Annotated in this window: 10 protein-coding genes; 1 reads left to right on the top strand and 9 read right to left on the bottom strand. The window is 74.7% G+C overall.

Features of this window, described 5'->3' with window-relative positions; all coding sequences use genetic code 11:
* Positions 1-16: 16 nt before the first annotated feature.
* The 9 genes from ACZ7JZ_RS06715 to rsmI all read right to left on the bottom strand — a co-directional run bounded on the left by ACZ7JZ_RS06715 (position 17) and on the right by rsmI (position 12107).
* Entirely contained in the window at positions 17-1756 is a 1740-nt protein-coding gene (locus ACZ7JZ_RS06715) for an outer membrane protein assembly factor BamB family protein (RefSeq protein ID WP_470933934.1), read from the bottom strand.
* 162 nt (positions 1757-1918) lie between these two features.
* Positions 1919-3727: an ABC-F family ATP-binding cassette domain-containing protein gene (locus ACZ7JZ_RS06710; protein ID WP_470933932.1), complete on the bottom strand. Its 1809-nt coding sequence runs from the start codon at positions 3725-3727 to the stop codon at positions 1919-1921.
* Positions 3728-3755: 28 nt separating this feature from the next.
* Positions 3756-5117 (bottom strand): acyltransferase family protein, encoded by a 1362-nt coding sequence (locus tag ACZ7JZ_RS06705; RefSeq protein ID WP_470933930.1) that lies wholly within the window; start codon positions 5115-5117, stop codon positions 3756-3758.
* A gap of 73 nt (positions 5118-5190) precedes the next feature.
* The gene (locus ACZ7JZ_RS06700) at positions 5191-6132 is read right to left on the bottom strand and encodes a 4-(cytidine 5'-diphospho)-2-C-methyl-D-erythritol kinase (protein WP_470933928.1); all 942 of its coding nucleotides are present in this window, start codon (positions 6130-6132) and stop codon (positions 5191-5193) included.
* Positions 6129-7061, bottom strand: coding sequence for a 16S rRNA (adenine(1518)-N(6)/adenine(1519)-N(6))-dimethyltransferase RsmA (gene rsmA / locus ACZ7JZ_RS06695; RefSeq protein ID WP_470933926.1), 933 nt, complete (start codon positions 7059-7061; stop codon positions 6129-6131). Before rsmA ends, ACZ7JZ_RS06700 begins: the two co-directional genes overlap by 4 nt.
* Positions 7058-8362, bottom strand: a complete 1305-nt coding sequence (locus ACZ7JZ_RS06690; RefSeq protein ID WP_470934194.1) for a ubiquitin-like domain-containing protein — start codon at positions 8360-8362, stop codon at positions 7058-7060. Before ACZ7JZ_RS06690 ends, rsmA begins: the two co-directional genes overlap by 4 nt.
* A gap of 1305 nt (positions 8363-9667) precedes the next feature.
* Entirely contained in the window at positions 9668-10540 is an 873-nt protein-coding gene (locus ACZ7JZ_RS06685) for a TatD family hydrolase (RefSeq protein WP_470933924.1), read from the bottom strand.
* A gap of 9 nt (positions 10541-10549) precedes the next feature.
* A complete protein-coding gene (locus ACZ7JZ_RS06680; RefSeq protein ID WP_470933922.1) occupies positions 10550-11050 on the bottom strand; it encodes a hypothetical protein in 501 nt (166 codons plus the stop codon).
* A 160-nt stretch (positions 11051-11210) separates the two neighbouring features.
* Entirely contained in the window at positions 11211-12107 is an 897-nt protein-coding gene (gene rsmI / locus ACZ7JZ_RS06675) for a 16S rRNA (cytidine(1402)-2'-O)-methyltransferase (protein WP_470933920.1), read from the bottom strand.
* Positions 12108-12168: 61 nt separating this feature from the next.
* On the opposite strand from rsmI, the gene ACZ7JZ_RS06670 reads away from it, so the two are divergent.
* Positions 12169-13917, top strand: a complete 1749-nt coding sequence (locus ACZ7JZ_RS06670) for a dolichyl-phosphate-mannose--protein mannosyltransferase (protein ID WP_470933918.1) — start codon at positions 12169-12171, stop codon at positions 13915-13917.
* Positions 13918-14018: the final 101 nt, after the last annotated feature.

Below are 14018 nucleotides of genomic sequence, written 5' to 3'. Positions count from 1 at the left end.
CGGGTTGCGTGCGGGGTCACTTGCCGAAGGCCAGGAGGAGCTTCTCCTTCACGCCGTCCTTGCCCAGGAGGCGGGTGGCGGAGAGGTAGAAGCGGCCGTCCGCGTAGGCGATCTGCGGGGTGTAGAAGGAGTCCTCCACGTCCTTGGCCGCGTCCGGGTGGCGCAGGACCGTCGTGGGCTTCGAGGCCCCGGGCGCCAGCGCGACCACGGAGCCGCCGCTCTTGTACGAGGGCTCCTGGTAGGCGTACAGGGTGCCGTTCTCGGCGCGGAGGGGGACGAGGCTGTGGCCGGGGGCGGCCTTGACCCGCTGGCCCGCCTTGCCGGTGCCGAGGTCGAAGGAGACGATCTCGTTGTCCCGGCCCGCGGTCATCAGCTGGAAGACGCTGCCGTTGACCACGGCGCCGGTGCAGCCCTGGAGGTCGCGGCCGGACACGGTGAACGGGCAGTTCGGGGCGAACTTGCCCCGGCCTGCCAGCGAGCTGCGCTTGGTGCCGTCGGCGTTGAGGACGACGATGGCGCGCTGGTTCTTGTCCTTGCTGGCCGTGTCGATGACGACGGGGTCCACGGAGTAGACCTTGGCGACCTTGAAGGTGGCGGGGAGCTTGTAGGTCCAGCGGACCTTGCCGGTGGCCGGGTCGATGCCCTCGACCTGCTCGTCGCGCTTCTCCGCGCCGAACGAGCAGGTGGTGACGGCGACCAGGCGGCTGCCGCCCGCGTACTCGTCGGCCAGGCAGGGGCCGTCGGCGCGAGCAAAGAGCTTGGAGCCGTCGCTGACCTTGAAGGCGCTGGAGGGGCCGATGCGGCTGACGGCGACGGTGTCCCCGCTGATGGCGAGGTTGAGGCGGGTCATGATGTCGAAGAGGCCCTCCTTGAGGACCTCCTTCGTCCAGCCGACGGCGCCGGTCTTGATGTCGATCTGCTTGAGCTGGTTGCAGTCGGCCGACTTGCCGTCGTTCTCCTTGAAGGCGACCACGGTCTTGCCGTCGGCGGTGGTCTGGCGGGAGGCCCCGCAGATCTCGCCGGCCAGCGGGACGGTCCACTTCCTGCGCCCGTCGGTGGCCGAGTAGCCGGTCACCGAGGTGTACGCGCCCTTGGCGACGATGCCGCCCGCGATCCACATGCCGGGGGCGTCGGCGCCGTCGCCGGGCACGTCGATGTCGTTGGTCTTGAGGAAGAGGACCTTGTCCTCGCCCTGCTTGCGGCCGGCGTTGAAGTCGGTCTCGGCCTCGCCGCCGTCGCCGGTGCCGTCGCCGAGGTCCACGCTGGGCGCGGGGGCGGGCTTGCCCTTGCCGTCGGCGGGCTGGGCGGCGGGCTTCTCCGGCTCGTCCCCGGAGAGCAGCAGGTACCCGCCCCCGCCGAGCGCGAGGACTCCGGCCACGGAGGCGGCGACGACCGCGAGGAGCTTCCCGCGGGGCCGCGGGCGCGGGCCGCCGGGGTGCGGTCCGGGGCCGCCGGGCGGGGGCGGCGGCGGGTAGCCGTGGCCCGGCTGCTGCTGCGGCTGTCCGTAGGGGGGCGGCGGCTGCTGCCCGAACGGGGGCTGCTGCGGGGGCTGCTGGGCGTACGGGTTCGGCTGCTGCGGCTGGCCGTACTGGTTCGGCTGCTGCGGCTGCTGTCCGTACGGGTTCGGGGGCTGCTGCGCGTACGGGTTCGGGGGCTGCTGGGGGTATCCGTAGCCGGGCTGCGGCGGGCCGGGCAGGTGTCCGTAACCGGACGGTACGGGAGGCTGGTTCGGCGGCTCGTGGGGCGGCTGAGTCATCAGCTCGTACCTTCTGCTTCGGGGCGCGGGGACGGCGGGCGACGTTCTTTCTATCACCACCGACCGCATGCGAACGGGCCGGTCCGCCCCCTGTACCCAAGGGAGGACCGGCCCGTGACACCGCCGTTATCAGGCCGTCCGGCGGCCGGACGGGGGTGTGTCCTACGCGTCCTCGGCCAGCTCCAGCCAGCGCATCTCCAACTCGTCGCGCTCCCCGATCAGTTCCCGGAGCTCCGCGTCGAGCTTGGCGACCTTCTCGAAGTCGGTGGCGTTGTCGGCGATCTGGGCGTGCAGGTGGGTCTCGCGGTCCGAGATCTTGTTGAGCTGGCGCTCGATCTTCTGGAGCTCCTTCTTCGCGGCGCGCGCGTCCCCGGCGGACTTCTCCTTCGCGGGGGCGGCCTGCGCGGCGGGCGCGGCGGCCGGGGCGGCGGCCTCGGCCATCCGGCGGCGGCGCTCCAGGTACTCGTCGATGCCGCGGGGCAGCATCCGCAGGGCCTGGTCCCCGAGCAGGGCGAGCACCGTGTCGGTGGTGCGCTCGATGAAGAACCGGTCGTGGCTGATGACGATCATCGAGCCGGGCCAGCCGTCGAGGAGGTCCTCCAGCTGGGTCAGGGTCTCGATGTCGAGGTCGTTGGTCGGCTCGTCGAGGAAGAGCACGTTCGGCTCGTCCATCAGGAGGCGCAGGATCTGCAGGCGGCGGCGCTCGCCGCCGGAGAGGTCGCCCACGGGCGTCCACTGCTTCTCCTTGGTGAAGCCGAACTGCTCGCACAGCTGCCCGGCCGTCATCTCGCGGCCCTTGCCGAGGTCCACCCGGTCGCGGACCCGCTGTACGGCCTCCAGCACCCGCAGGGAGGGGTCGAGCTCGCCGACCTCCTGGGAGAGGTAGGCGAGCCGTACGGTCTTGCCGACGGTGACGGTGCCCCCGGCGGGCTGGGCCTCGCCCTGGGTGCGAGCGGCCTCGGCGAGGGCCCGCAGCAGGGAGGTCTTGCCGGCGCCGTTGACGCCGACCAGGCCGATCCGGTCGCCGGGGCCGAGCTGCCAGGTGAGGTGCTTGAGGAGGGTCTTGGGGCCGGCCTCGACGGTGACGTCCTCGAGCTCGAACACGGTCTTGCCGAGGCGGGCGTTGGCGAAGCGCATCAGCTCGGAGCGGTCGCGCGGCGGCGGCACGTCGGCGATGAGCTCGTTGGCGGCCTCGATGCGGTAGCGGGGCTTGGAGGTGCGGGCCGGGGCGCCGCGGCGCAGCCAGGCCAGCTCCTTGCGCATCAGGTTCTGCCGCTTCTGCTCCTCGGTGGCGGCGATCCGCTCGCGCTCGGCGCGCGCGAACACGTAGTCGCTGTAGCCGCCCTCGTACTCGTGCACCTCGCCGCGCTGCACGTCCCACATGCGGGTGCAGACCTGGTCGAGGAACCAGCGGTCGTGGGTGACGCAGACGAGGGCCGAGCGGCGCTCCTGGAGGTGGCCGGCCAGCCAGGCGATGCCCTCGACGTCGAGGTGGTTGGTGGGCTCGTCGAGGACGAGGAGGTCCTGCTCGGCGATGAGCAGCTTGGCGAGGGCGATGCGGCGGCGCTCGCCGCCGGAGAGGGGGGCGATGACGGTGTCGAGGCCGTTCTCGAAGCCCGGCAGGTCGAGTCCGCCGAAGAGGCCGGTGAGCACGTCGCGGACCTTGGCGTTGCCGGCCCACTCGTGGTCCGCCATATCGCGGATGATCTCGTGGCGGATGGTGGCGGCCGGGTCCAGGGAGTCGTGCTGGGTGAGGATCCCCAGGCGGGCGCCGCCGGTGTGGGTGACGCGGCCGGTGTCGGGCTCCTCCAGCCTGGCGAGCATCCGGATCAGGGTGGTCTTGCCGTCGCCGTTGCGGCCGACGACTCCGATCCGGTCCCCCTCCGAGACGCCGAGGGAGATGCCGTCGAGCAGGGCGCGGGTGCCGTACACCTTGCTCACTGCCTCGACATTGACCAGGTTGACGGCCATCAGACGCGCTCCAATTCGGGGGTTCAGCTCAGCCCCTCACCCTAACCTTCCGCGCGGACCCGCAGCGCTCCACCAGCGCCCACCCGGCGAGGGCGGCCGCGAGGGCGGCGGGGGCGGTGACGGGTACGGCGACCAGCACGGCGCTGTGGCCGTCGAGCAGTCCGCCGAGCCCGGTCATGGACAGCCCGAGGATTCCGAACAGGGACAGGGTGGTGCCGGCGGCGGCGAGGGCGCCGGAGCCGGGTGCGGGGGCAGCGGGGGTGGAGGCAGAGGCGGGCCCTGCCGCACGCGGGCGCCCGCCCGGTGCCTCGAACCGCCGGAACGCGGCGACGAGCAGGGCGGTCAGTGCGGCCGCGGCGAGCAGCCGTACGGGCACCTGGGCCCACCAGGCCGCGGTGGCGGGTTCGGGCAGCCGGGCGCCGAGGGCGAGCTGGGCGCCGTACACGCCGAGCATGGCGGTGAGGTGCCAGAGGAAGGCGGTCATGGCGATCCCGTTGGCGGCGACGACGGCCCGCCAGGGCCGGGGGCGGGCGAGCAGGGCGGCGGCGGGGCGGCGCAGCAGCTCGACGGCGCCGGTGAGCCAGAGCCCGTGGCAGAGCAGGGCGAGGGTGGGCGGGGCCATGTTGGAGACCTTCTCTCCGGGCATCCCGACCATGGACAGCGGGTACGGGCCGAGGGCGACCAGCAGGACGGCCCCGGCGGCTCCGGCGGCGGCGAGCAGCGCGGGCCGGGTGAGGCGGCCGTCGGCGCGCAGGAAGCCGAGCTGGTGGACGGCGAGCCAGACGAAGGCGAAGTTCAGGAACTCGGCGTACGGGACCCCGGCGGCGAACCGCAGCAGGTCCACGGCGGCCGCGGCTCCCGCGAGTGCGGCGAAGGCCCCCCAGCCGTAGCGCTCGTGGAGCTTCAGCAGGGGCGGGGTGAGGGCGACCGCGGCGAGGTAGATGCCGACGAACCAGAGCGGCTGGGTGACCAGCCGCAGCGCGGCCCCGGTGAGTCCGGCTCCCCCGCCCGCGAGCTGTACGGCCAGGGCGGCGGCGGTCCACACCAGGACGAAGGCGAGGGTGGGCCGCAGCAGCCGGCGCAGCCGGGCCCGCAGGAAGACGGCGTAGACGGGCCCGGCGGGCATCCGGCGGACCAGCGACCGGTAGGACAGGGCGTGCGAGAAGCCGCCGACGAAGAAGAACACCGGCATCACCTGGAACACCCAGGTGAGCACCTGGAGCCCGGGCAGCACGGCGAGGAGGTTCCCGATCCGCCCGTCGGCGCCCACGGCGGCCATCAGCCAGTGCCCGAGCACCACGGTCCCGAGCGAGGCGACCCGCAGCAGGTCGACGTACCGGTCGCGCGACTGCGGTGTGGCCGCGGCGAGTTCGGAGGCTTTGTGTCCCATGCCCCCACCGTCCCGCCCCGTCCGGCCCGGCGGTAGCGCTCGGGTACTCAGCCCGGCCTGAGTACGCGGGGGCTCAGCCCGGGAGGACCGTGGCGCCCGGGGCGGGGGAGGTGGCGGTGCGGGTGGTGCGGCAGGTGGTGGAGGCTTCGAGGGCGGCGGCGACCTTGGCGGCGGACTCCGGGTCGCGGACCAGGAAGGCGGTGGTGGGGCCGGAGCCGGAGACCAGGGCGGCGAGGGCGCCGCCGCCGAGTCCGGCGGCGAGGGTGCCGGCCAGCTGCGGGCGCAGGGAGAGGGCCGCGGGCTGGAGGTCGTTGGTGAGGACGGCGGCCAGCGCGTCGGGGTCCCCGGCGCGCAGGGCGTCGAGGAGGGCCGGGGAGGCCTGGGGCGCGGGGACCGCGCGGTCGGCGGCGAGCCGGTCGAACTCGCGGAACACCGCGGGGGTGGACAGCCCGCCGTCGGCGAGGGCGAAGACCCAGTGGAAGGGCCCGGCGGACAGCCCGGTGAGGTGCTCGCCGCGGCCGGTGCCGAGGGCGGCCCCGCCGACCAGGCTGAAGGGGACGTCGCTGCCGAGTTCGGCGCACATGTCGAGGAGGTCCGCGCGGGGGGTGCGAAGGCCCCACAGGGTGTCGCAGGCCAGCAGGGCGCCGGCGCCGTCGGCGCTGCCCCCGGCCATGCCGCCGGCCACGGGGATGTCCTTGGCGATGTGGAGGTGCACGTCGGGGTCGATCCCGTGCCGGGCGGCGAGGAGTTCGGCGGCCCGGGCGGCGAGGTTGCCGCGGTCGAGGGGCACCTGGTCGGCGTACGGGCCGGAGCAGGTGACGGACACCCCGGCGCCGGGGGCGGCGGGGGTCGCGGTGACCTCGTCGTACAGGGAGACCGCGAGGAAGACGTTGGCGAGGTCGTGGAAGCCGTCGGGGCGGGCGGGGCCCACCGCGAGCTGCACGTTGACCTTCGCGGGCACGCGGACGGTGACGGGGGCGGGCGCGGCGCCGGTCCCCGGGGCGGTGGCGGTCACAGGGCGCCCTTCTCCGGCGCGGGCTTGTTCTCGGCGATGCGGGCGAACTCCTCGACGGTGAGGGCTTCGCCGCGGGCCTGCGGGGAGATCCCGGCGCCGACCAGCGCGGTCTCGGCCGCGGCCGCGGTGCCGGCCCAGCCGGCCAGGGCGGCGCGCAGGGTCTTGCGGCGCTGCGCGAAGGCCGCGTCGACCACCGCGAAGACCTCGGCCTTGGTGGCGGTGGTCTTCACCGGCTCGGCCCGGCGGACCAGGGAGACGAGCCCGGAGTCCACGTTGGGCGCGGGCCAGAACACGTTGCGGCCGATGGCTCCGGCGCGCTTGACCTCGCAGTACCAGTTGGCCTTGACGGAGGGCACGCCGTAGACCTTGTTGCCCGGGCGGGCCGCGAGCCGGTCGGCGACCTCCGACTGCACCATGACGAGGGTCCGCTCGATGCTGGGGAAGCGGTCGAGCATGTGCAGCAGCACGGGTACGGACACGTTGTACGGGAGGTTGGCGACCAGCGCGGTCGGCGCCGGGCCGGGCAGCTCCTGCACCAGCAGGGCGTCGGAGTGCACGAGCGCGAAGCGGTCCTTCCTCGCGGGCAGCCGGGCCTCGATGGTGGCGGGCAGCGCGGCCGCGAGGACGTCGTCGATCTCGACGGCGGTGACCCGGTCGGCGGCCTCCAGCAGGGCCAGGGTCAGCGAGCCCAGTCCGGGCCCGATCTCGACCACGACGTCGTCGGGGCGCACCCCGGCCGTGCGCACGATGCGGCGCACGGTGTTGGCGTCGATGACGAAGTTCTGGCCCTTCTGCTTCGTCGGGCGCACGCCGAGGACCGTGGCCAGTTCACGGATGTCGGCGGGCCCGAGGAGGGCGTCGGAGGCCTCGGACGGGCTGTCGGGGGCCTCGGGGGCTGCGGCTTCTTCGGGCTGCGGTGCGGTGCTCACCGGTAAAGCCTACGGCCGCAGTGGGGCCACGGACTCGCCCCCCGCTGCACGTAGAGCTTCTTGGCCCGGTACGTCTGCTCGCTGGCGCTGGCGTCCTGGGCCCGGCCGCTGCCGCCGAGCCCCCGCCAGGTGCCCGGGTCGAACTGGTACAGGCCCCCGTACGTGCCCGAGGGGTCCACGGCCCCGGGCCGCCCGCCGGACTCGCACTGGGCGAGCGCGGCCCAGTCCAGCCCGTCCGCACCGGCCACGGAGGTCGGCAGGGGCTTCGTACCGACCTTGACGACCTGGGTGACGGGGGTGCGGACGATCTCCTCGGTGACCCGGCGGGGCTTCTGGCGGACCCCGTTGACGGTGCGCAGGGCGTACGTGACCCGGCGGGCGCCGGGCCGGCCGGCCCGTTCGACGATTTCGGTGCCGGCGAAGACGGACGGGTCCTTGATCCGCTCGATGTCGTACGGGATCTGCTCCTCGCGGACCTCGCGGGAGCCGGTGATGCGCAGCACGGTGACGGTCTGGCCGTCGCGGGGGAAGGAGTCGGGGGCCACGGAGGTGGTGTCCTCGCCGTGGAGGGTGATCCCGGCCTGTTCGAGGGCCTCGCGGATGGTGGCGGCGTTGGTGCGCAGGGTGCGTTCGCGGCCGTCGGCCATGAAGGTGACGGTGCGTTCGGTGCGGACGCTGAGGGCGAGTCCGCGACGGGAGATCGGCGCGGAGCGGGAGGCGGAGAGGTAGGCGCCCTCGGCGCGGACCCCGAGCTGGCGCAGGGCGCCGTCCACGGTGCGGGCGGTGGTCCACACCTGGCGGCGGCTGCCGTCGAGGGTGAGGAGGAGGGGGCGGCCGTAGCGCAGGACCACCTCGTCGCCGTCGGAGAGGGCGGCGTCGGGGGCGGGGGAGACGAGGTCGTGGTCGCCGACGCCGAGGCCTTCGGCGGCGAGCAGTTCGTCCACGCCGCCGGCGAAGGTGTGCAGGTTGCGGGGGACCCCGTCCACGGTGAGGCGGACGGCCTTGTCGGTGGCGACGAAGGCGGTGGTGCCGCCGGCGAGGAAGGCGACGACGAGGGCCTGCGGGACGATCCGCCGCCAGCTGTCCGCGCCGGGCGAGCGTCGGGACTGCCGGGCCGGGCGGCCCCGCGAACCCTGCCGTCGGGCCCGGGCGGGCGGGGCGGCCGGCGAGGGCCGTCCCGCGGAGCCGGGCTGGGCGGGCCCCGCGGGCTGACCGGCGGGGTCGGCGGGACCGGCGGGGTCGGTGAGGAGGTCCGGGGGAGCTGCTACGTCTACGAGGTCTACGAGTTCTGCGGGATCCATGAGGCTCGTGAGGCCTGCGAGGTCGGCACGGTCCGTGAGACCTGCAAGGTCGGCACGGTCCGTGAGACCTGCAAGGTCGGCACGGTCCGCGAGGCCTGTGGGAGCCGCGGACCGGTCCCGCCCGTCCCTGCGGTCGCGCCGGTCGCGCGTGTCCCGGCGGTCCCGGGGGTCGGGGGGGTCCTGGTCCGGGAGGGTGGCCCGGCCGGACGGTTCGGCCCGGGCGCTCCGGCTGCCGCGGCCGGTCCGGGCCCCCTGGCGGCGGCGGGCCGCCCGGCCCGGGGGCGGAGCCCCGCCGCCCTCCGGACCGGAGGCCGGGACGGGGTCGCCGGCGGGGTCCGCGGGGGCGCCACCGGAGCCGGCGGGGGAGGCCCCGCCGTCGCCGTACGGGGCGGCGGCGGACGGGTCGGGGGCGTACGGGTCGTACGGGTCCGGACCACCGTCCGCGTACGGATCCGCAGTCCCTCCTCCATACGTATCCGGGCCACCGTCCGCGTACGGATCCCCGGCACCGCCTGCATAAGGATCTGGACCACCGCCTGCGTACGGGTCCGCGGCACCGCCTGCGTAAGAGGTCGCGGTCGCGGCTGCGGTGGCGGCTGCGTGGCGGGCCGCCCCGCCGTGGTCGGAGCCGCTCCCGTAGGGGGCACCTGGGGCGTACGGCGCGCCCGCGTACCCGGGGTCCGCCTGCGGCGCGCCCTCGTACGGGAGGCCCGCGCCCCCGTACGGGGAGCCGCCGTACGGCCCGTCGTCCGCGTACCCGCCCCCGCCCGCGTAGGCGTCCACCACCGTGTACCCGGGACCCGCTCCGTACCCGTCGGCCTCCGGCCCGTAGCCGGAACCGGGGCCGGCGCCGTAGGGGTCACCGGCGCCGTACGCACCACCGCCGCCACCCCCGCCGTACCCGTACGGATCCCCGTCCCCGTACGGATCCCCCGCCGCGTACGGCGACCCGCCGGAAACGGCCGCCCCGCGGCGGCGGCGCCCGGTGCCCGGGGCGGGTCCGGCGGCGGGCGGCGGGGGTCCGCCCTGCTCCGGTACGGGAGCGGCGGCGGTGGCCGGTCCCGTACCGGGGACCGCCCGTCGGCGTCCGGAGGCCCGGTGGCTGCCCTGCGTTTCGCTCACGACGCTCGCTCCCTGGTGGTTCGGGCAGGGGAGACTAGCGGAGCACCGGTCACGCAACAAAGCGGCACGACTACGCTGCGTACGGACTCTGCGGTGCGCCCGGTCACGCCCCGGTCACGCGCGCGTCGTGCCGTCCGCCCCCGCAGGACCCGGCGGCGGGCCGCCACGGACCCCGCGGCGGCCTCAGTAGGCGAAGGCGCGGGCCGTGTTCGCGGCGAGGGCGGTGGCGAGGGAGTCCTCGTCGGTGCCCCGGGCGGCGGCCATCGCCCGCACCGTGATCGGAATGAGATACGGGGCGTTGGGCCGTCCGCGGTACGGGGCGGGCGTCAGGTACGGCGCGTCCGTCTCGACCAGGATCCGCTCCAGGGGGGTCACGGCGAGCGCGTCGCGCAGCCCCTGGGCGTTCTTGAAGGTGACCGTCCCGGCGAAGGACAGGTAGTACCCGGCGGCGGCGCACTCGCGGGCCATTTCGGCGTCCCCGGAGTAGCAGTGGAAGACGGTCCGCTCGGGGGCGCCCTCCTCGCGCAGGATCCGCAGCACGTCGGCGTGGGCCTCGCGGTCGTGGATGACGAGGGCCTTGCCGAGCCGCTTGGCGATCTCGATGTGGGCGCGGAAGGAGGCCTCCTGGGCGGCCATGCCCTCGGGGCCGGTGCGGAAGTAGTCGAGCCCGGTCTCGCCGACGGCCTTGACCTGCGGGAGGGCGGCGAGGCGCTCGATCTCGGCGAGGGCGTCGTCGAGGGCGGCCTGCCCGCCGCCGGGCCGGGCCCCCTGGCGCGACCAGCCGTCGGGATCCCCGTGCACGATGCGGGGAGCCTCGTTGGGGTGCAGGGCGACGGCCGCGTGCACGTTCTCGTACCGGGCCGCGGTCTCGGCGGCCCACATCGAGCCCTTCACGTCGCAGCCCACCTGGACGACGACGTCCACCCCGACGGAGGCGGCCTTGGCGAGGGCCTCCTCGACCGTGCCGCCCTGCATGTCCAGGTGGGTGTGGGAGTCGGCCACCGCCACCCGCAGGGGCTCGGGCAGCGGCGGCGGGGCGTCCTTGGAAGAGCTCATAGGCCGATCTTATGAGGAGCCGCCGGGCCGGAACACGCCCCTGATCCGGGCCATGAGCCCCGGGGGGCCCGCCGGCTCGGCCTCCGTGACCGCGACCGGCCCGGGGGCGTCGTGGGCCTCGGGGCCCGCGTCGGGGTGGTGCCGGCCGTGCCGCCGGCCGCGGTCGTCCCCGGTGGAGGGGACGGGGCCCGCGATGCCGGGGGCGATCCGGTGGTGGAAGAGCCGGTCGACCACCGCGTCGACGGAGGAGACCTGCCCCGCCCGCATGATCCGCACCACGTGCCCGCCGCAGTTCATGCAGGTGGGCCGCGACAGCGGGGAGGGCACCCGCTCGCCGTTCACGGTGTAGACGATGAAGGGCTGGCCGCGGCCGTCGGTGTGGTGCTGGATCTCGTAGGACTGCTCCCAGCCGTACCCGCACCTCATGCACGCGAAGGAGTACGCCTCGTGGACGGTGCCCGCGCCGGGGGCGGCGGGGGCGGGAACGGGGGTGTCTGCGATCTCACTCATGCCAGCTCCTCTGGTCCGCTGGTGACACTTGCCAGTGGACGCCTCTTCCGGCGGGAGCGCATCAGGCCCTGTCGAGTATTGGACCGCCTTTGGACAGTTCATGCCCAAAGCGCCCGGTGCGCGGCCTAAGCTTTGCTTTTCAGGTTAGCCCTTTACCGGCTTATGGCACCTTGTGTTCCGCATTCTTTGCCGCGACGACGGCGTCGAACACCTCCCGCTTGGGAAGGCCCGCCTCGGCGGCGACGGCCGCGATGGCCTCCTTGCGCCGCTCCCCCGCCTCCTCCCGCACCCGCACCCGCCGCACCAGCTCCGCCGGGTCGAGCTCGGCGGGCCCGGTCTCGGCCGCGCCCTCGACCACGACGGTGATCTCGCCGCGGACCCCCTCGGCGGCCCAGGCGGCCAGCTCGCCGAGCCCGCCGCGCTTGACCTCCTCGTAGGTCTTGGTCAGTTCGCGGCAGACGGCGGCCCGCCGGTCCGCGCCGAAGACCTCCGCCATCGCGGCGAGGGTGTCGTCCAGCCGGTGCGGGGCCTCGAAGTAGACGAGGGTGCGCCGCTCGTCCGCGACCTCGCGCAGCTTCCCGAGCCGCTCCCCCGCCTTGCGCGGCAGGAAGCCCTCGAAGCAGAAGCGGTCCACGGGCAGTCCGGACAGGGCGAGCGCGGTCAGCACCGCGGAGGGCCCGGGCACGGCCGTGACCTTGATGTCCTTCTCCACCGCGGCCGCGACCAGCCGGTAGCCGGGGTCCGAGACCGAGGGCATGCCGGCGTCGGTGACCAGCAGCACCCGGGCGCCGCCCTCCAGGGCCTCGACCAGCTCGGGGGTGCGGGCGGACTCGTTGCCCTCGAAGTACGAGAGGACCCGGCCGGAGGTGTGGATGCCGAGGGCGCGCGTGAGCCCGCGCAGCCGCCGGGTGTCCTCGGCCGCGATCACGTCGGCGGTCTCCAGCTCGACCGCCAGCCGGGGCGGGGCGTCGCCGATCTCCCCGATGGGCGTGCCGGCGAGGACGAGGACCCCGGCACCGGATGCGGAGCCGGCGGCGGAAGGCTGCTGTTCAGTCACCCGACCATCCTCGCAGCCCCGATCACCTGAATCGCACAGATGCGTTCCCTACGATGACCCGGTGACCAGTACAGCGACCTCCCCCACCGGCCCCGCGGGGGCTCCGCCCGGACCCCCGGGCGCCGAAGAGCCGCCCGCCTGGGCGAGCCGGCTGCGCCGCTTCGGCTACACCCCGTCGGCCGCGGGGCGCGCGGACGTGCGCACCCGTCTCGTGCCGCCGTACGCGCAGCCGTCCGCGCACCTCTGGTCGGCCCTGGGCGTGTCCGCGGCCTCGGCGGCGGCGCTCCAGCGGGTGCTGGCGTGGGCGGGTCCGCTGCTGGTGGCGCTGGTGGCCGGGGTGCTGCGGTTCGTGGACCTGGGCAGCCCGAAGGCGGTGATATTCGACGAGACGTACTACGCCAAGGACGCCTGGGCCACGATCCGGCAGGGCTACGAGGCCAGTTGGCCCAAGGACATCGACAAGTCGATCATCGCGAACCCGGACGGGGTCAGCCTGCCCGTGGACCCCGGGTACGTGGTGCACCCGCCGGTGGGCAAGTGGGTCATCGGCCTCGGCGAGTGGGTGTTCGGCTTCGACCCCTTCGGCTGGCGGTTCATGACGGCGCTGCTGGGCACCGTGTCGGTGCTGCTGCTGTGCCGGATCGGGCGGCGGCTGTTCCGCTCCACCTTCCTGGGCTGCCTGGCGGGCGCCCTGCTGGCGGTGGACGGGCTGCACTTCGTGATGAGCCGCACGGCCCTGCTCGACCTGGTCCTCATGTTCTTCGTCCTGGCGGCCTTCGGGGCGCTGCTCGTGGACCGCGACAAGGCCCGCGAACGGCTCGCGGCGGCCCTGCCGGTGGACGGGGACGGCCGGTCGCGGCCCGACGCGCGGATCGCGGAGACCCTGCGGCTGGGGTGGCGCCCCTGGCGGATCCTGGCCGGGGTCTGCCTGGGCCTGGCCTTCGGCACGAAGTGGAACGGCCTGGTCGTCCTCGCCTTCTTCGGCCTGCTGACCGTGGCGTGGGACGCCTCCGCCCGGCGGGTGGCCGGCGCGGGCGCCCCGTACGCGGCCATGCTCCGCCGGGACGCCCTGCCGGCCTTCCTCTCGACCGTACCGGTGGCCCTGGCCACCTACCTGGCCTCCTGGACGGGCTGGATCCTCAGCCCCGACACCGGCAGGGGCGGCTACTTCCGCGACTGGTCGGCCAAGCAGGGCGGGGTGTCCTGGCTGCCGGACTGGCTGACGAGCCTGTGGCACTACGAGACCGAGGTGTACAAGTTCCACGTGGGCCTGACCTCGGGCCACACCTACGAGTCGAACCCGTGGAGCTGGCTGGTCCTGGGCCGCCCGGTCTCCTACTTCTACGAGTCCCCGGCCCCCGGCGCGGACGGCTGCCCCGCCACCGAGACCGCCAAGTGCGCCCGCGAGGTACTGGCCCTCGGCACCCCGCTGCTGTGGTGGACGGCCTGCTTCGCCCTCCTGTACGTGCTGTGGAGGTGGGCCTTCCGCCGGGACTGGCGGGCGGGCGCGATCGTCTGCGCGGTGGCCGCCGGCTACCTGCCCTGGTTCAACTACCAGGAGCGGACCATCTTCTACTTCTACGCCGTGGTCTTCGTCCCGTACCTCTGCCTGGCCGTAGCCATGATGATCGGCGCCCTCCTCGGCCCCGCCGGCTCCTCAGAACGCCGCCGCGCCGCGGGCGCCATCGGCGCCGGGGTACTGGTCCTGCTGATCGTGTGGAACTTCATCTACTTCTATCCGATCTACACGGGCGAGACGCTCCCCATGGAGTCCTGGCGGAACCGGATGTGGCTGGACACCTGGGTCTAGACCGCCGTATGGAGCAGCAGCGGCCCGCGGGCGGCTCGCGCCGGGCCCGCGGCCGCCTCGCTGCGGGCCCGGGTGGTGGCGGAGCGGGGGATCGTGGAAGT

The sequence above is a fragment of the Streptomyces sp. NPDC038213 genome, from assembly GCF_055600495.1.
Note: the sequence above shows the minus strand (reverse complement) of the source record. Positions and strands in the feature narration are given on the sequence as shown.

Excerpts from the sequence above, each read along its gene's own strand:
- ACZ7JZ_RS06715 (WP_470933934.1), bottom strand. The coding sequence starts at position 1,756 with ATGACTCAGCCGCCCCACGAGCCGCCGAACCAGCCTCCCGTACCGTCC.
- ACZ7JZ_RS06710 (WP_470933932.1), bottom strand. The coding sequence starts at position 3,727 with ATGGCCGTCAACCTGGTCAATGTCGAGGCAGTGAGCAAGGTGTACGGC.
- ACZ7JZ_RS06705 (WP_470933930.1), bottom strand. The coding sequence starts at position 5,117 with ATGGGACACAAAGCCTCCGAACTCGCCGCGGCCACACCGCAGTCGCGC.
- ACZ7JZ_RS06690 (WP_470934194.1), bottom strand. The coding sequence starts at position 8,362 with ATGGATCCCGCAGAACTCGTAGACCTCGTAGACGTAGCAGCTCCCCCG.
- ACZ7JZ_RS06685 (WP_470933924.1), bottom strand. The coding sequence starts at position 10,540 with ATGAGCTCTTCCAAGGACGCCCCGCCGCCGCTGCCCGAGCCCCTGCGG.
- ACZ7JZ_RS06680 (WP_470933922.1), bottom strand. The coding sequence starts at position 11,050 with ATGAGTGAGATCGCAGACACCCCCGTTCCCGCCCCCGCCGCCCCCGGC.